The following is a 15,948-nucleotide window of genomic DNA, read 5'->3' on the forward strand; positions in this document are numbered from 1 at the left end:
GACGGCATGGACCACGGGACGGTCGGCAGCGCACAGTCGGGCCGGCTTCTGGTGGAGGTGCGGGAAGAGGGTCCCAGCGCCGTAGTTACACCTGCGGGTGAACTGGACCACCACACCGCCGATCTTCTGCGCGAGCCGCTCGACGACCTTCTGGAGAAGGGGTTCTCACGGCTCGTGGTGGATTGCTCGCGGCTTGAGTTCTGCGACTCCACGGGACTGAACGTTCTGCTCGGGGCGCGGCTCAAGGCGGAGGCCGCCGGCGGCGGCGTCCACCTGGCGGGCATGCTGCCGGTGGTGGCACGCGTATTCGAGATCACCGGGGCCGAGGCGGTCTTCACCGTCCACGACTCCGTAGAGGCCGCACTGGCCGGCGACTCCGACTGAAGCCTTGCTCCCGCCGCTCGCGGACGCCCGATATCTGTACGGGGCACCGTTCATGTCCAAACGGGGGGTGTTCCGCCGGATCCGTCGGGCAGGAGTCATCCTGAAAGCCGTCGACCGCGGGCACGCCGGGCCGTCCGGGAACCGATGAACGGCCTGGGCGCGACGTACGTGCGAGGGACGGACGACGGAGGAGTCGTGGGCGGACTGTGTACGGACCGCCCGGCACCGACCGGTGCCGGAATGTTGAACTGTGAACTGGTGGATCGGTGAGGTGAAGCGCTGATGAGCACCACCCGGCCTTACTCGCCGGGCGACCGCGGCCCGGAGCCCAGCGGCGCTTCCGGGGCGTCCGAAGGGGGTGCGCCGGAGCCGGGCGCGCCCGCGGGGGCAGCCGCGCCGTCCGTGCCGTCCGAGGGTGCGCCCCCGGGGCGGGGGCGGCAGGTACGCACGCTGCGCCTGGACGGCGAGAGCGGCGTCGTCCCGCTCGCCCGTGACTTCACCCGCCAGGCGCTGTACGCGTGGGGCTGGCTGCCCGCGGCCGGCGCCGATCAGCGTGCCGCCGCCGAGGACGTGCTGCTCGTGGTGTCCGAGCTGGTCACCAACGCCTGTCTGCACGCCGAGGGCCCGGACGAGCTGCTCCTCGCCTGCGACAACAAGGTGATCCGGCTGGAGGTCTCCGACCGGGGCACCGGCCAGCCGGCCCCCCGTACCCCGCACCGCGCCGGCCGCCCCGGCGGCCACGGCATGTTCATCGTGCAGCGGCTCTGCCTGGACTGGGGCGTCCTCCGCGTCCCCGGCCGCGACGGCAAGACCGTGTGGGCGGAACTGGGCGCACCCGCGTAAACCGCCGAAGGGTGTCGGCCGCTCCGGCGGCCGTCCCGGCGTCACCCGCCCGCGCGGGCCCGCTCCCGGTGCCGACGCGTCGGCACGGCCACCGAGCGATCCCCTGCGGGGCACGGGCGCTCCCACCGATCGCGGCCACGCGCCAAGACGCCGTCACGCCACCGAGCGATCCGCTCGCGTCACCGGCATCCCCACCGGCCGCCCGCCGGCGTTGCCGCCCCGGCACAGGTCTTCTCCTGATCGCCCCTGCCGCGCCCAGGCGCCCCGCACCTCAGATCTTGCTCAGAACCCCCCAGGTGATTTGCCTCCAAGATCAAATACGGCATAGCGTCCCCGTCGTTCGTGCAAGCAAAGCGAACAAGCACGCTGCCCGTCGGGCGAATCCGCAGTTGAGCGATTGACCATCGCCTGCGATGCCCGGCGGAGGAAAGAGGAGCAAATGATCTGGGGGAAGAAGGTGGCGGGCGGCGCGCTCGCCGCCGTCCTCATGGCGACGGGGACCGGCCTGGCCACCGCGGGCACCGCGGAGGCGGCCGGCGCCAAGTACAAGTGCACGGCCGTGGTCCACCTCGACCTGGGCCGGCCCAAGGCCACGTCCACGTGCAAGAAGTCCGCGTCGGGCAAGAAGGTGGCCCGGCACCGGGTGAAGCTGGTCTGCGACGTCGTCCGCGGCCGGGGCACCCCGCACGAGATCCCGTGGTACGTCTGGGGGCCCTGGGTGAAGCCGGGTCAGAAGTCCACCGTGATGTGCGGCTTCAGCAGCTTCACCCGGTCCTGGTCGGTCGAGACGAAGTCCTGACCACCTGGTCCGGGGACCCGGACAACGACGGAGGGCCGCCGCACACGATGTGCGGCGGCCCTCCGTCCTTGCGTATGGGGGTGCGTCAGCGCACGTCGCCCATCAGCGACTTCACCTTCCGGCGGTACATCCACACCGCGAATCCGGCGAGGGCCGCGAGGGCCGCCTCCCCGAAGACCGCGCCCGTGCCGCCGAGGTCGACCCCGGCTATGGCCGGGTTGGACAGCAGGCTGGTGATGGAGTCGCCCGCGGTGACCGCGAGGAACCACACGCCCATCATCTGGCTGGCGTACTTGGCCGGGGCCATCTTCGTCGTCACCGACAGGCCCACCGGCGACAGGCACAGCTCACCGACGGTCTGGATGAAGTAGATGCCGACCAGCCACATCGGGCTGACCGCGGTGCCGTTGGCGGCCATGCCCAGCGGGATCAGGAAGAAGAAGAACGACACGCCGATCAGGACCAGGCCCATCGAGAACTTCACGATGGTGCTGGGCTCCTTGCCCTGGCGGTTCAGCCACATCCAGACCCAGGCGAAGACCGGGGCCAGCGCCATGATGAACAGCGGGTTCAGCGACTGGTACCAGGAGGACGGGAAGTCGAAGCCCAGCAGCGCGCCGGAGGCCTTGCCCTCGCCGAACGCCTGGACGGTGGACGCGCCCTGGTCGTAGATCATCCAGAACACGGCGGCCGCGACGAAGAACCAGATGTAGCCGGTCATCTTCGACTGCTCGGTGGACGAGAGCTCCTTGTCCCGCTTGATGCGCATCAGCACACCGGCCGGGATGATCAGACCGATGACGGTCAGCGGGATCATCGCCCAGTTCAGGGTGAAGTGGCCGGTGAAGCCCACGACGCCGTAGAACACGGCCGCGATGATGAGCCAGGTCAGGCCCTTGCGCAGCCAGGAGGAGCGCTCCTCGGTGCTCAGCGGCTTCGGGACGACGTTGCTCTGCGGGTTCAGGTGGCGGGTGCCGAGCAGGAACGCGGCCAGACCGACCGCCATGCCGACCGCGGCCATGCCGAAGCCGAGGTGCCAGTTGACCTCCTGGCCGACGGTGCCGATGGCCAGCGGGGCGAAGAAGGCGCCCGCGTTGATGCCCATGTAGAAGATCGTGAAGCCACCGTCACGGCGCGGGTCGTCCGGGCCGTCGTACAGGTGCCCCACCATCGTGGAGATGTTGGCCTTGAGCAGACCCGAACCGGCCGCGACCAGCGCCAGACCGGCGAAGAACGGGGCCTGACCGCCGGGCAGGGCCAGCACGATGTGGCCGGACATGATCGTCACAGCCGCGATGGCCACCGTCTTGCGCGGACCCCAGACGCGGTCGCCGAGCCAGCCGCCGGGCATGGCGAGCAGGTACACCATCGCCGAGTAGACGGACACGATCACCGTGGTGGTGGCCACGTCCATGGCCAGGCCGCCGCCCATGCTGCCCTTGCCGGCGTCGGGGCCGCCGGACAGCAGGTAGACGGTGAGCAGGGCCTTCATGCCGTAGTAGGAGAAACGCTCCCACATCTCGGTCATGAAGAGAGTGGCCAGTCCGCGGGGGTGGCCGAAGAAGGTCTTCTCGGACCCGGGGGTGCCCGGGCGGACCGAGTCCTTCGTCAGGCTGGACGCCATGGTCGTTCCTTGCTGGTCGGGACGCGCGATGGAGCGTTGCGCGCCCGGTGGGGGGTGGCCGGCACCGGCAGGGTCGCTCGTCCACCCCCACGCCCAGGGGGAGCCCGCTCCGGATCGCGGAGCGGCGGACGGAGACCACCGGGATCCACGCCCCGTACGCGTCACTGCGTCCGGAGCCCGGCCAGAGGTCATTCCTTTCAGGGCTGATCTTCGTCAGCCCGCACACAAAAGAGACCTTCAGCGACAACTGCCCGCCAAAGGTCCCCGGTGTGCTACAGGCGTTCACGTCACTTTACGTCAGGACAGTGCCGGATATGGAAGGACTTGAGACACGGATCACAGGTGTCGAGGGAACCGTGGGGCCTGATTCGAAGGTCTCCTCTACGATCGCATCCCTCAGGCAATGGTTCGTACCACTGGCCCGGCAAGGTAAGAATCCCGGGAAGCGATCACACCCCGGCACCGAGCGCGGGCGGTCTACCATCACCTCATGACCCGTGTACTGCTCGCCGAGGACGACGCGTCCATCTCGGAGCCGCTGGCCCGCGCACTGCGCCGGGAAGGTTACGAGGTCGAGGTGCGCGAGGACGGACCCACCGCACTCGACGCCGGCATCCAGGGCGGTGTCGACCTGGTCGTGCTCGACCTGGGCCTGCCCGGTATGGACGGCCTGGAGGTCGCCCGCCGGCTGCGTGCCGACGGGCAGTCCGTGCCGATCCTCATCCTGACCGCGCGCGCCGACGAGGTGGACACCGTCGTCGGCCTCGACGCGGGCGCCGACGACTACGTCACCAAGCCCTTCCGGCTCGCCGAACTGCTCGCCCGGGTACGGGCCCTGCTGCGGCGCGGCGCCGCCGAGCCCCAGCAGCCCCCGGCCACCCACGGGGTGCGCATCGACGTCGAGTCGCACCGCGCCTGGATGGGCGAGGAGGAACTCCAGCTCACCGCGAAGGAGTTCGACCTGCTGCGGGTGCTGGTGCGGGACGCCGGACGCGTGGTCACCCGGGACCAGCTCATGCGCGAGGTCTGGGACACCACCTGGTGGTCGTCCACCAAGACCCTGGACATGCACATCTCCTGGCTGCGCAAGAAGCTCGGCGACGACGCGGCGAACCCCCGCTACATCGCCACCGTGCGCGGAGTCGGATTCCGCTTCGAGAAGAGCTGAGCCCCCCACCGGGGGACCGGCACCGCTTCAGGTAACGAGGACATGCGCCGACGTCTCATCCAGTCCACCCTCGCCGTCGTCCTCGTCGTGATCGCCGTGTTCGGGGTCTCCCTGGTGATCGTCGAGACGCGGACCATCACCAGCAGCGCCCAGGAGCGGGTCGAGTCCGAGGCGGTGCGGCTGGCGAGCATCGTGGACAGCCGCATCCTCGCGGAGGAGAACGTCAACTCCGAGGTCCTGCGCAACCCGGTCAGCAAGGACCAGTACGCGGTCATCAGCGTCCCCGGCCGGACCCCGATCGAGATCGGCAGCAAGCCCGAGGGCGACGTCATCCACGCCACGCAGCGGGGCGAGGAGGGCGAGACGGTCACCGTGCAGGAGCCGCGCTCCGCGGTCACCCGGGAGGTCGGCCGCACCCTGCTGATCATCGGGCTGGTGGCGCTGCTCGCGGTGGTCGCCGCCGTACTGCTCGCCGTCCGCCAGGCCAACCGCCTCGCCTCCCCGCTGACCGACCTCGCCGAGACCGCCGAACGCCTCGGCTCCGGAGACCCGCGCCCGCGGCACAAGCGGTACGGCGTCCCCGAGCTGGACCGGGTCGCCGACGTCCTGGACTCCTCCGCCGAGCGGATCGGGCGCATGCTGACCGCCGAGCGGCGCCTCGCCGCCGACGCCTCCCACCAGCTCCGTACGCCGCTGACCGCGCTGTCCATGCGGCTGGAGGAGATCACCCTCACCGACGACCCGGACACGGTGAAGGACGAGGCGACGATCGCGCTGACCCAGGTCGAGCGGCTGACCGACGTGGTGCAGCGGCTGCTGACCAACGCCCGCGACCCCCGCACCGGCTCCGCCGTCACCTTCGACCTCGACGAGGTCATCCAGCAGCAGCTCGCCGAGTGGCGGCCCGCCTACCGCAGCGCCGGCCGGGCCGTGGTCTCCTCCGGCAAGCGGCACCTGAACGCCGTCGGCACCCCCGGCGCGGTCGCGCAGGTGCTGGCCGCGCTGATCGAGAACTCCCTCATGCACGGCGGCGGGACCGTGGCCCTGCGCACCCGGGTCACCGGCAACCAGGCGGTCGTGGAGGTCACCGACGAGGGGCCCGGCGTCCCGGCCGACCTCGGCGCGCGGATCTTCGAGCGCACCATCAGCGGCCGCAACTCCACGGGCATCGGACTGGCCGTGGCCCGCGACCTGGCCGAGGCCGACGGGGGCCGTCTGGAGCTGCTCCAGGCCCAGCCGCCGGTGTTCGGCCTCTTCCTGTCCCGCACGCCCCCGGCCCGCGAGCCGGACGAGAGCGGGCCCACGGTCCGCTAGCGGCAGCCACCGCCTGAACCGGGCCACGGGCGGACCGGCCGGTCCAGCGGAACCGGCTACGAGCGACCGGCCGCGGCAGGCGGCCCGCCGCGCGACCGGCTACGGAACGCGCTGGCTACGGAACGCGCTGGCGGGGCTCGGACGCCTGCGCGGGCGCGGGCTTCTTGGGCTGCTGCGCCAGGATCGACTCCGCGCCCGCCACCGCCTCCCGGGCGGGCATGGCACGGAACACCCAGCTCCGGTACGACCAGAAGCGGAACAGGGTGGCGACGCCGATGCCCACGAACTTGAAGACGTTGCTCTGCAGCGGGCTGTCCCAGCCGAAGCCGTAGGTCGCCAGGTACAGCACACCGTTCTCGATCACCAGGCCGATCGCGCTGAACAGCAGGAACAGCGTGAGCTCCCGGGTGCGCCCGCTCTTCTCGCGGTCCCGGTACGTCCAGTAACGGAACCCCACGTAGTTGAAGGCGATGGCGACGACGGTCGCGATGATGCTGGCGCGCACCACCGGCAGGTCGGAGACGTGCCGGACCAGGTTGAACACGCCCAGGTTGACGAGGACACCGGCACCGCCGACGGCACCGAACTTGGCCACCTCGCGTACGAGCCGTTGCAGCCCCGAGGAACGTAGTTCCATGGCTGTGCAGCTCCCGTCCGTAGGTTTCGTCAGCCAAGCCATGCTATCCAGGCCGCACCCCGGGCGCCTGCGGACGAGGCCACAGCTTGGGAACGCGTCGGAAAGATCCGGGAAAGCCCAGGGTAAGAGCGGGTGCGAGGCCGGTAAGCCGGGCGGGTCGGCGTGGCCGATACGCTAGGGGGGTGACGTTCCCGGTAGTCGGCATGGTCGGCGGGGGGCAGCTCGCGCGTATGACGCACGAAGCCGGCATCCCGTTGGGCATCAGGTTCAAGCTCCTCAGTGACACCCCTCAGGATTCCGCGGCACAGGTCGTGAACGATGTCGTCGTCGGCGACTATCGCGACCTGGACACGCTGCGTGAGTTCGCGCGCGGGTGCGATGTGATCACCTTCGATCACGAACATGTACCCACCGAGCACCTCAGAGCCCTGGAGGCGGACGGCATCCCCGTGCGCCCGGGGCCCGACGCGCTCGTGCACGCCCAGGACAAGGGCGTGATGCGGGCGAAGCTCGACGCGATCGGCATCCCGTGCCCGCGGCACCGCATCGTGAGCGACCCGCGGGACGTGGCCGCCTTCGCACGCGAAGGCCTCGCCGACGGCGCCGAGGGCGACGGCTTCCCCGTCGTCCTGAAGACCGTCCGCGGCGGCTACGACGGCAAGGGCGTCTGGGTCGTCGACTCCGTCGAGGAGGCCGCCGACCCGTTCCGCGCGGGCGTGCCCGTCCTCGCCGAGGAGAAGGTCGACTACGTCCGCGAGCTCGCCGCCAACGTCGTACGCTCCCCGCACGGCCAGGCCGTCGCGTACCCGGTGGTCGAGTCGCAGCAGGTGAACGGCGTCTGCGACACCGTCATCGCGCCCGCCCCCGACCTCGACGAGGACCTCGCGCTGCGGGCCGAGGAGATGGCCCTGACCATCGCCAAGGAACTCGGCGTCGTCGGCCACCTCGCCGTCGAGCTGTTCCAGACCCGCGACGGCCGCATCCTCGTCAACGAACTCGCGATGCGCCCGCACAACTCCGGCCACTGGACCCAGGACGGCGCGGTCACCTCCCAGTTCGCCAACCACGTCCGCGCGGTCCTCGACCTCCCGCTCGGCGACCCGCGCCCGCGCGCCCCGTGGACCGTCATGGTCAACGTCCTGGGCGGCGACTACCCGGACATGTACTCCGCGTACTTGCACTGCATGGCCCGCGACCCCAAGCTCAAGATCCACATGTACGGCAAGGACGTGAAGCCCGGCCGCAAGGTCGGACACGTCAACACCTACGGCGACGACCTGGACGACGTGCTGGAGCGCGCCCGTCACGCTGCCGGCTACCTGAGAGGCACCATCACCGAATGAGCCCCGTTGTTGGCATCGTCATGGGGTCGGACTCCGACTGGCCCGTCATGGAGGCCGCCGCCAAGGCGCTGGACGAGTTCGAGATCGCCTACGAGGTGGACGTCGTCTCCGCCCACCGCATGCCGCGCGAGATGATCACGTACGGCGAGCAGGCGGCCGACCGCGGCCTGAAGGCGATCATCGCCGGCGCCGGCGGTGCCGCCCACCTGCCCGGCATGCTCGCCTCCGTCACCCCGCTGCCGGTCATCGGCGTCCCGGTCCCGCTGAAGTACCTCGACGGCATGGACTCCCTGCTGTCGATCGTGCAGATGCCGGCCGGCGTCCCGGTCGCCACCGTCTCCGTCGCCGGTGCCCGCAACGCCGGTCTGCTCGCGGCCCGCATGCTCGCCGCGCACGACGAGGAACTGCTGCAGCGGATGCGCGACTTCCAGCAGGAACTCAACGACCAGGCCACCGAGAAGGGCAAGCGCCTGCGGACCAAGGTCGAGGGCGCGGGCAGCGGCTTCGGCTTCGGGAAGTGACGCGCATGCCCTCCCTGGACGAGGCCCGCGAGCTGCTGCGTGAGTTCCCGGTGGTCGACGGCCACAACGACCTGCCGTGGGCCCTGCGTGCCCAGGTCAACTACGACCTGGACGCCCGGGACATCGCCGCGGACCAGAACGCCCACCTGCACACCGACCTCCCCCGGCTGCGCGCCGGCGGCGTCGGCGCACAGTACTGGTCGGTCTTCGTGCCGTCGGACCGGCCCGGCGCGGTGCCCGCCACGCTCGAGCAGATCGACTGCGTACGGCAGCTGATCGAGCGCTATCCGGCCGACCTGGCCCCCGCGCTGACCGCGGCGGACATGGAGGCGGCGCGGCAGGGCGGCCGTATCGCCTCCCTGATGGGGGCAGAGGGCGGTCACTCCATCGCCAACTCGCTCGGCACCCTGCGCGGCCTGTACGCACTCGGCGTGCGCTACATGACGCTCACCCACAACGACAACAACGACTGGGCGGACTCCGCGACCGACGATCCGAACGTCGGCGGCCTGTCGGCGTTCGGCCACGAGGTCGTGCGCGAGATGAACCGGCTCGGCATGCTCGTCGACCTGTCCCACGTGGCGGCGACGACCATGCGCGACGCGCTGGACACCTCCACCGCGCCGGTGATCTTCTCGCACTCCTCCTCCCGGGCCGTCTGCGACCACCCGCGCAACATCCCGGACGACGTCCTGGAGCGGCTGCCCGCCAACGGCGGCATGGCGATGGTGACGTTCGTGCCGAAGTTCGTGCTCCAGGCGGCGGTCGACTGGACGGCGGCGGCGGACGCGAACCTGCGCGCCCACGGCTTCCACCACCTCGACACCACCGCTGAGGCCATGAAGGTGCACCGCGCCTTCGAGGAGAGCACCCCGCGCCCGGTCGCCACGGTGTCCACGGTCGCCGACCACCTCGACCACATGCGCGAGGTCGCGGGCATCGACCACCTCGGCATCGGCGGCGACTACGACGGCACGGCGTTCACCCCGGACGGCCTGGACGACGTCTCCGGCTATCCGAACCTGCTCGCCGAACTCCTCGACCGCGGCTGGTCCCGCCCCGACCTGGCCAAGCTGACCTGGCAGAACGCGGTGCGCGTACTGGGCGCGGCGGAGGACGTCGCCCGCGACCTCCGGGCCACCCGCACCCCGTCCAAAGCGACGATCGAGTCCCTGGACGGCGCCGGGGCCTGACGGCGGCCGGCCGGACGGCGGGCCCGCCCGGCGGGCCGTCCGTCCGGCGGTCCCGCCTGTTCGCCGGGTCGGCCGTCCTGGCCACCCGGCGCATCCGCGAACGGACGCGACCGACGGCACGGCTCTCCCGGTGGTCGGGTGCGGCCGGTAATTCCGCCTGGCCGTCGGTAGCTCTCGGCCGGCGCCCCGGTCCGTCCTGCGGTCCGGCCGGTACTACGGCGCCGCCCGGCCCGTTCGCCGGCTCCGCCCTGCCCGCCGCCCTGGGCGGCCGCCGTCCGGCGGGTCCGCCGAGCGCGACCGCGTCCGGTCCTGCGGCGGGCTCTTCTGCGGGCCCGTCGGCGCTGTCCGGCGTGACTGCGCCCGCCTGGTCGTGCGTGTCGGCCGTGTCCGCCGACCGCGTCCGGTCCTGCGGCGGCCCTTCGGCGCCGTCCGGCGTGGCTCCGTCCGCCTGGTGGTGCGTGGCCGTCCGGCGGTCCGGGAGGGAGCCGGCCGGAGGGGCAGGGGTACCCCCGAACGCCTTACTCACCAGGAAAGATCCTCCAGCTCCGTGGGACGGTGGCCCTACGCCGGTCACCTCACGCGCAGCTCACGGCCGGCGTCGCACACGACGATGTACGGAGCCCGCCATGACCGACCTCCAGGACGACACGCCCACCACGACCGAGGTCGGCGAGAGCGACAGCCTGCCGGACGGCACCTTCCCGGCCGCACCGTACGAACCGGACGGCCCGGGCACCGAGCACCTGGAGGACGCCCGCGTCCTGCTCGCCGACCACCCCGTCGCCGACGGGCACAGCGGACTGCCCCGGGCTCTGCGCCGGCTGCCCTGGTACGAACTGGAGCTGGGCGACACCTCCCTGGACACCGACGTCCCCCGGATGCGCGCGGGCGGCGTGGGCGCCCTGTTCTGGTCGCTGCACCTGCCCGAGGGGCTCGGCGGGGACCGGGTGGTGAGCGCCACCCTGGAGCAGCTGGAGTTCGCCCGCTCGGTGATCGACGCCCACCCGGAGAGCCTGCGTCCGGCGCTCACCGCCGGGCAGGTCATCGACGCCCGCAACTGCGGCCGCGTCGCCGTCGTGCTGGGCCCGGCCGGGGCGGCCGCGCTCGGCGACTCCCTGGGCATCCTGCGTCTCCTGCACACCCTCGGCCTGCGCGTCCTCACCCTGACGGGCACCGACTGGGCGGGCGCGGCGGGGCTGACCCGGTTCGGCGAGGAGGTGGTCCGCGAGATGAACCGCCTCGGCGTGCTCGCCGACCTCTCCGGCGCCGCCGACGCCACCGCGCGCCGGACCCTGGCGCTGTCGCGGGCGCCGGTGCTGTGCACCCGCTCGGCGGCCCGCGCCCTGCGCCCGCACCCCGCCAACCTGCCCGACGACCTGCTCGCCGGCCTGGGCGCGGCCGGCGGCCTGTGCATGGTGCCGATGACCGCCGAGCAGACCGGCCCGACCGTCCGGGACGTCGCCGACCATCTCGACCACGTGCGCGATGTCGCCGGTCCCGAGTCCGTGGGCCTGTCCGGCACCTATGACACCGGAGCCGCCCACCCCCGCGGCCTGGCCGACCCCTCCCGCTATCCCCAGCTGATCGCCGAGCTGCTCCGCCGCGGCTGGGCCGAGTCCGAGCTGGCCCTGCTGACCTGGCAGAACGTACAGCGGGTGCTGCGCAGGGCGGACTTCGCCGCCAGGACCGCGCAGCACCGCAGGGGCCCGTCGACCGCGAGCATCACCGAACTGGACGGCTAGACCCGCCCGGCGCCCTTCAACCCGCCCTTACGGCGCCCTTCGGCCCGCCCTTACGGCGCCGCTCGGTCCAGCCCGTCCGGCCGCTCGATCCGGCACAGGCAGAAGGGATGCCCGGCCGGATCGGCGTACACCTGGAAGTCCTTCTTCTCGCGGTCCTCCAGATCCAGCGGCCGGGCCCCCAGCGCGAGGACCTTCTCGTGGGCCGCGTCGATCTCCGCCCAGGTCGGCCCCGCGTCGAAGTCCAGGTGGAACTGCTGCGAGTCCCGGTCGGCGTGCGGCCACCGGGGCGGGGTGAACCCCTCGGCCCGCTGGAAGGAGAGCCGCGGCCCGTCGGGGACCCTCAGGACGACCCATCTGTCGCTCTCGGCCTCCGGGGTGCCTCCCGCCACCGCCGCGTAGAACGCGGCCAGGGCGTGCGGGTCGGGGCAGTCGAGCACGACGGTGCGCAGACGGGCGACGGCCATGGGTTCTCCCTGATGTCGGCGGACGGTGTCAGCAGGCGCAGAGACAGAACGGATGCCCGGCCGGGTCCGAGTAAACCCGGAAGCCCTTCCCGCCCTGCTCGGCCAGCGGCTTCGCGCCCAGCGCCAGCACACCCCGCTCCGCCTCGTCCAGGTCCTCCACCACCAGGTCCAGATGCAGTTGCTGGGAGGCCTCCGGCGACGGCCAGCGCGGCGGGACGTGTCCCGGTGCGCGCTGGAAGGCGAGCGCCTGCCCGCCCGGCACCTTCAGGTCCACCCACTCCACGTCCCCCTCGGGGGTGCCGCCCAGCACCTCGGCGTAGAAACCGGCGAGCGCGTGCGGGTCCGGGCAGTCCAGTACGACCACACCCAGCTTGGCGAGAGCCATGACTTCCTCCACGACGTCCGAGTTACCGTTGAAGCCGGTCATCCGGTAACGGTTACCGCATGCTCCCGCATGGCGGGTAACGTCGCAACCGGATTGCGGAGGTGGAAGGCGGACATGACCGAGCGATCACCCGCCCCGGAGGGCCTGGCGCTGATCGAGTCCCTGGTGAACACACTCGACGTGGAAAGCGGCCGGGACACGCTCGACACGGCCGACGGCCTGCGGCTCTTCGGGCTCACCGAGGACGAACGGCCCGGCGCCCAAGTCCTGCGCGAGTCCCTGCGGGCCACCCTGCTCGCCCACGCCGGCCACCCGCCGCACCGCGCGGTCACCCCGCTCGGCGAACTGCTGGCCCACGCCGCCCTGCGCGTCACCGTCGACCCCGCCGACGGCTCGGCGGGCCTCGCCCCCGCCGACACCGGCCCACTGCTCTCCCGGGTCGCGGCGGCCGTCGCCCAGGCACTCGTGGCGGGCACCTGGACCCGGCTGAAGGCCTGCGCCGCCGAGACCTGCCACTGGGCGTACTACGACCGAAGCCCCGCCGGCCGCGGCCGCTGGTGCTCCATGCAGGTGTGCGGAGCGCGCGCCAAGATGCGCCGCTACCGGGCGAAGGAGCCGTACACCACAGAGAGTTCGACGGCCACGTAGCCTCCCGGTGGGGCAGAATGCGGGAAGACGCCGGTTCGGCCGACTGAGCCTCGGCCGAACCGGCGTCGCCCGGAGAGCACTCGGGAGCCGGCGCTACGCGGTCGGACGGCCCATCGCCCGGTACGTCCACCCGGCCCGCCGCCACATCTCCGGGTCCAGCGCGTTGCGCCCGTCCAGGATCAGCCGGGCCGCCGCCACCTCGCCCAGCGCCGCCGGGTCCAGCTCGCGGAACTCCCGCCACTCCGTCAGGTGCAGCACCACGTCGGCGCCCCGGACGGCCTCCAGCGCGGAGTCCGCGTACCCCAGCGTCGGGAAGACCCTGCGGGCGTTCGCCATGCCCTTCGGGTCGTACACGGTCACCTGACCGCCCTGCAGATGGATCTGCCCGGCCACGTTCAGCGCCGGCGAGTCCCGTACGTCGTCCGAGTCGGGCTTGAAGGCGGCGCCCAGCACCGCCACCCGCTTGCCCAGGAACGAGCCGCCGCCCAGCGCCTCCCGCGCCATCTCCACCATCTGGCCCCGCCGGCGCATGTTGATGGAGTCGATCTCCCGCAGGAAGGTCAGCGCCTGGTCCGCGCCCAGCTCACCGGCGCGCGCCATGAACGCCCGGATGTCCTTCGGCAGGCAGCCGCCGCCGAACCCGATCCCGGCGCGCAGGAACTTCCGCCCGATCCGGTCGTCGTACCCGATGGCCTCCGCGAGCTGCGCCACGTCACCGCCGCCCGCCTCGCAGACCTCCGCCATCGCGTTGATGAACGAGATCTTCGTCGCGAGGAACGAGTTCGCCGCGGTCTTCACCAGCTCGGCCGTCGGGAAGTCCGTCACCACGAAGGGGGCGCCCTCGCCGACCGGCGTCGCGTACACCTCGCGCAGCAGCTTCTCCGCCCGCTCGCTGCGCACGCCGACCACGATCCGGTCCGGGTGCAGCGTGTCCTGCACCGCGAAGCCCTCGCGCAGGAACTCGGGGTTCCAGGCCAGCTCCGCGTCCGCGCCGGCGGGCGCGTGCTCCGCGAGATAGGTGGCCAGCCGGTCCGCCGAGCCCACCGGCACGGTCGACTTGCCGACCACCAGCGCCGGGCCGTGCAGATGCGGGGCGAGCGAGGCGACGGCCGCGTCGACGTACGACATGTCGGCCGCGTAGTCGCCGTGCCGCTGCGGGGTGTTCACGCACACGAAGTGCACGTCGCCGAACTCGGCCACCTCGGCCCAGTCCGTGGTGAACCGCAGCCGCCCCGAGGACCCCTCGAAGCCGGTCACGTGCCTGCGCAGCAGCTCCTCGAGTCCCGGCTCGTACATCGGGGTCTCGCCGCGCTCCAGCATGGCGATCTTCTCGGGCACCACGTCGAGCCCGAGTACCTCGAAGCCCAGCTCGGCCATGGCCGCGGCGTGCGTGGCGCCGAGATAGCCGGTGCCGATCACGGTGATCTTCAGGCTCATGGGTGCGCTCCAGCTCGGGGACTCGGTCGTGCGGTGCCTGAGCATAGTCGGGCCGCCCGGCGGGCAATTTTCCCGCTGTCGCCAAGCTCACGTAGGCGGGTTACGGGCGGCCCACTAAAATTTGAGTTACTTAACGGTAATTAGCGTCAGTATCACAGCGTCTTTGGAGCGTGAGAGACCGTGGCCGGAACGGCTGACTTCGACCTGTACCGCCCGTCCGAGGAGCACGACATGCTCCGGGACGCCGTCCGCTCGCTGGTCGAGGCGAAGATCGCGCCGTTCGCCGCGGCGGTCGACGAGGAGGCCCGCTTCCCCCAGGAGGCCCACGACGCGCTCGTCGCGAACGACCTGCACGCCGTGCACGTACCCGAGGAGTACGGCGGCGCGGGCGCCGACGCCCTCGCCACGGTGATCGTGATCGAGGAGGTGGCCCGCGCCTGCGTCTCCTCCTCCCTGATCCCCGCGGTGAACAAGCTGGGCTCCCTGCCGGTGATCCTCTCCGGCGGCGAGGAGCTGAAGAAGAAGTACATGACCCCGCTCGCCAAGGGCGACGGCATGTTCTCGTACTGCCTCTCCGAGCCGGAGGCGGGCTCGGACGCGGCCGGCATGAAGACCCGGGCGGTCCGCGACGGCGACCACTGGATCCTCAACGGCGTGAAGCGCTGGATCACCAACGCGGGCGTCTCCGAGTACTACACGGTGATGGCGGTCACCGACCCGAGCAAGCGCTCCAAGGGCATCTCGGCGTTCGTCGTCGAGAAGTCGGACGAGGGCGTCTCCTTCGGCGCCCCGGAGAAGAAGCTCGGCATCAAGGGCTCCCCGACCCGCGAGGTCTACTTCGACAACGTCCGCATCCCCGCCGACCGCATGATCGGCGAGGAGGGCACCGGCTTCGCCACCGCCATGAAGACCCTGGACCACACCCGCATCACCATCGCCGCCCAGGCGCTCGGTGTCGCCCAGGGCGCCCTCGACTACGCCAAGGGCTACGTCCAGGAGCGCAAGCAGTTCGGCAAGCCGATCGCCGATTTCCAGGGCATCCAGTTCATGCTCGCGGACATGTCGATGAAGATCTCCGCGGCCCGCGCCCTCACCTACCAGGCCGCCGCCGCCTCCGAGCGCGGCGACGCGGACCTCACCTACCTGGGTGCCGCGGCCAAGTGCTTCGCCTCGGACACGGCGATGGAGGTCACCACCGACGCCGTCCAGCTCCTCGGCGGCTACGGCTACACCCGCGACTACCCGGTGGAGCGCATGATGCGCGACGCGAAGATCACCCAGATCTACGAAGGCACGAACCAGGTTCAGCGGATCGTGATGGCAAGGAACCTGCCGTAGCCGTTCCCGGTTCCACGGTCTTCGGAAGGCGTCCCCCGGGGCGCCTTCCGTGCGTTGCGGGGCGCCTTACGACCGGTCGGTCACATGCGGGCCGGGATGGGTGGGCGT

Annotated in this window: 16 protein-coding genes; 11 read left to right on the top strand and 5 right to left on the bottom strand. The window is 71.7% G+C overall.

Going from position 1 to position 15,948, the window contains the following annotated elements; genetic code table 11:
• Positions 1 to 6: 6 nt before the first annotated feature.
• The 3 genes from ACWCPN_RS09320 to ACWCPN_RS09330 all read left to right on the top strand — a co-directional run bounded on the left by ACWCPN_RS09320 (position 7) and on the right by ACWCPN_RS09330 (position 2,026).
• On the top strand, positions 7 to 384 hold the full coding sequence (locus tag ACWCPN_RS09320) for an STAS domain-containing protein (protein ID WP_199210801.1): 378 nt from the start codon (positions 7 to 9) through the stop codon (positions 382 to 384).
• A gap of 282 nt (positions 385 to 666) precedes the next feature.
• A complete protein-coding gene (locus ACWCPN_RS09325; RefSeq protein ID WP_451203736.1) occupies positions 667 to 1,227 on the top strand; it encodes an ATP-binding protein in 561 nt (186 codons plus the stop codon).
• 439 nt (positions 1,228 to 1,666) lie between these two features.
• Positions 1,667 to 2,026: a hypothetical protein gene (locus tag ACWCPN_RS09330; protein ID WP_365125920.1), complete on the top strand. Its 360-nt coding sequence runs from the start codon at positions 1,667 to 1,669 to the stop codon at positions 2,024 to 2,026.
• A gap of 85 nt (positions 2,027 to 2,111) precedes the next feature.
• Here the strand turns inward: ACWCPN_RS09330 and ACWCPN_RS09335 are convergent, their stop codons facing one another.
• The gene (locus ACWCPN_RS09335) at positions 2,112 to 3,650 is read right to left on the bottom strand and encodes a peptide MFS transporter (RefSeq protein ID WP_199210799.1); all 1,539 of its coding nucleotides are present in this window, start codon (positions 3,648 to 3,650) and stop codon (positions 2,112 to 2,114) included.
• Positions 3,651 to 4,140: 490 nt separating this feature from the next.
• Between ACWCPN_RS09335 and ACWCPN_RS09340 the strand changes: the two genes are divergently transcribed.
• Entirely contained in the window at positions 4,141 to 4,818 is a 678-nt protein-coding gene (locus ACWCPN_RS09340) for a response regulator transcription factor (protein WP_143631351.1), read from the top strand.
• Positions 4,819 to 4,860: 42 nt separating this feature from the next.
• Positions 4,861 to 6,132, top strand: coding sequence for an ATP-binding protein (locus ACWCPN_RS09345; protein ID WP_365125917.1), 1,272 nt, complete (start codon positions 4,861 to 4,863; stop codon positions 6,130 to 6,132).
• A 115-nt stretch (positions 6,133 to 6,247) separates the two neighbouring features.
• Here ACWCPN_RS09345 and ACWCPN_RS09350 read toward each other — a convergent pair whose 3' ends face one another.
• Complete coding sequence (locus ACWCPN_RS09350; protein ID WP_365125915.1) at positions 6,248 to 6,769, bottom strand: GtrA family protein; 522 nt, start codon at positions 6,767 to 6,769, stop codon at positions 6,248 to 6,250.
• Between the two features lie 182 nt (positions 6,770 to 6,951).
• On the opposite strand from ACWCPN_RS09350, the gene ACWCPN_RS09355 reads away from it, so the two are divergent.
• The 4 genes from ACWCPN_RS09355 (at position 6,952) to ACWCPN_RS09370 (ending at position 11,568) form a co-directional block, all read left to right on the top strand.
• Positions 6,952 to 8,112, top strand: coding sequence for a 5-(carboxyamino)imidazole ribonucleotide synthase (locus ACWCPN_RS09355; protein WP_451203740.1), 1,161 nt, complete (start codon positions 6,952 to 6,954; stop codon positions 8,110 to 8,112).
• Entirely contained in the window at positions 8,109 to 8,633 is a 525-nt protein-coding gene (gene purE, locus ACWCPN_RS09360; protein ID WP_451203742.1) for a 5-(carboxyamino)imidazole ribonucleotide mutase, read from the top strand. The genes ACWCPN_RS09355 and purE overlap by 4 nt, the downstream gene beginning before the upstream one ends.
• 5 nt (positions 8,634 to 8,638) lie before the next feature.
• The gene (locus ACWCPN_RS09365) at positions 8,639 to 9,826 is read left to right on the top strand and encodes a dipeptidase (RefSeq protein WP_451203744.1); all 1,188 of its coding nucleotides are present in this window, start codon (positions 8,639 to 8,641) and stop codon (positions 9,824 to 9,826) included.
• A gap of 626 nt (positions 9,827 to 10,452) precedes the next feature.
• Positions 10,453 to 11,568, top strand: a complete 1,116-nt coding sequence (locus ACWCPN_RS09370; protein WP_451203746.1) for a dipeptidase — start codon at positions 10,453 to 10,455, stop codon at positions 11,566 to 11,568.
• Between the two features lie 50 nt (positions 11,569 to 11,618).
• Here the strand turns inward: ACWCPN_RS09370 and ACWCPN_RS09375 are convergent, their stop codons facing one another.
• Both ACWCPN_RS09375 and ACWCPN_RS09380 read right to left on the bottom strand, forming a co-directional pair.
• Positions 11,619 to 12,032, bottom strand: a complete 414-nt coding sequence (locus ACWCPN_RS09375) for a VOC family protein (RefSeq protein WP_451203748.1) — start codon at positions 12,030 to 12,032, stop codon at positions 11,619 to 11,621.
• 28 nt (positions 12,033 to 12,060) lie between these two features.
• Positions 12,061 to 12,417 carry a VOC family protein gene (locus tag ACWCPN_RS09380; protein WP_451203835.1) on the bottom strand — a complete coding sequence of 119 codons (357 nt, stop codon included), beginning with the start codon at positions 12,415 to 12,417 and terminating at the stop codon, positions 12,061 to 12,063.
• Positions 12,418 to 12,531: 114 nt separating this feature from the next.
• Between ACWCPN_RS09380 and ACWCPN_RS09385 the strand changes: the two genes are divergently transcribed.
• Positions 12,532 to 13,065 carry a CGNR zinc finger domain-containing protein gene (locus ACWCPN_RS09385; protein WP_451203750.1) on the top strand — a complete coding sequence of 178 codons (534 nt, stop codon included), beginning with the start codon at positions 12,532 to 12,534 and terminating at the stop codon, positions 13,063 to 13,065.
• Positions 13,066 to 13,158: 93 nt separating this feature from the next.
• On the opposite strand, the gene ACWCPN_RS09390 is transcribed toward ACWCPN_RS09385, so the two are convergent.
• Positions 13,159 to 14,502, bottom strand: a complete 1,344-nt coding sequence (locus tag ACWCPN_RS09390) for a UDP-glucose dehydrogenase family protein (protein ID WP_451203751.1) — start codon at positions 14,500 to 14,502, stop codon at positions 13,159 to 13,161.
• Positions 14,503 to 14,682: 180 nt separating this feature from the next.
• On the opposite strand from ACWCPN_RS09390, the gene ACWCPN_RS09395 reads away from it, so the two are divergent.
• On the top strand, positions 14,683 to 15,840 hold the full coding sequence (locus ACWCPN_RS09395) for an acyl-CoA dehydrogenase family protein (RefSeq protein ID WP_451203753.1): 1,158 nt from the start codon (positions 14,683 to 14,685) through the stop codon (positions 15,838 to 15,840).
• Positions 15,841 to 15,948: the final 108 nt, after the last annotated feature.

The sequence above is a fragment of the Streptomyces sp. NPDC002386 genome, from assembly GCF_053593175.1.

Excerpts from the sequence above, each read along its gene's own strand:
- ACWCPN_RS09375 (WP_451203748.1), bottom strand. The coding sequence starts at position 12,032 with ATGGCCGTCGCCCGTCTGCGCACCGTCGTGCTCGACTGCCCCGACCCG.
- ACWCPN_RS09335 (WP_199210799.1), bottom strand. The coding sequence starts at position 3,650 with ATGGCGTCCAGCCTGACGAAGGACTCGGTCCGCCCGGGCACCCCCGGG.
- ACWCPN_RS09370 (WP_451203746.1), top strand. The coding sequence starts at position 10,453 with ATGACCGACCTCCAGGACGACACGCCCACCACGACCGAGGTCGGCGAG.
- ACWCPN_RS09350 (WP_365125915.1), bottom strand. The coding sequence starts at position 6,769 with ATGGAACTACGTTCCTCGGGGCTGCAACGGCTCGTACGCGAGGTGGCC.
- ACWCPN_RS09390 (WP_451203751.1), bottom strand. The coding sequence starts at position 14,502 with ATGAGCCTGAAGATCACCGTGATCGGCACCGGCTATCTCGGCGCCACG.
- ACWCPN_RS09340 (WP_143631351.1), top strand. The coding sequence starts at position 4,141 with ATGACCCGTGTACTGCTCGCCGAGGACGACGCGTCCATCTCGGAGCCG.
- ACWCPN_RS09365 (WP_451203744.1), top strand. The coding sequence starts at position 8,639 with ATGCCCTCCCTGGACGAGGCCCGCGAGCTGCTGCGTGAGTTCCCGGTG.
- ACWCPN_RS09325 (WP_451203736.1), top strand. The coding sequence starts at position 667 with ATGAGCACCACCCGGCCTTACTCGCCGGGCGACCGCGGCCCGGAGCCC.
- ACWCPN_RS09380 (WP_451203835.1), bottom strand. The coding sequence starts at position 12,417 with ATGGCTCTCGCCAAGCTGGGTGTGGTCGTACTGGACTGCCCGGACCCG.
- ACWCPN_RS09345 (WP_365125917.1), top strand. The coding sequence starts at position 4,861 with ATGCGCCGACGTCTCATCCAGTCCACCCTCGCCGTCGTCCTCGTCGTG.
- purE (WP_451203742.1), top strand. The coding sequence starts at position 8,109 with ATGAGCCCCGTTGTTGGCATCGTCATGGGGTCGGACTCCGACTGGCCC.
- ACWCPN_RS09320 (WP_199210801.1), top strand. The coding sequence starts at position 7 with ATGGACCACGGGACGGTCGGCAGCGCACAGTCGGGCCGGCTTCTGGTG.
- ACWCPN_RS09330 (WP_365125920.1), top strand. The coding sequence starts at position 1,667 with ATGATCTGGGGGAAGAAGGTGGCGGGCGGCGCGCTCGCCGCCGTCCTC.
- ACWCPN_RS09385 (WP_451203750.1), top strand. The coding sequence starts at position 12,532 with ATGACCGAGCGATCACCCGCCCCGGAGGGCCTGGCGCTGATCGAGTCC.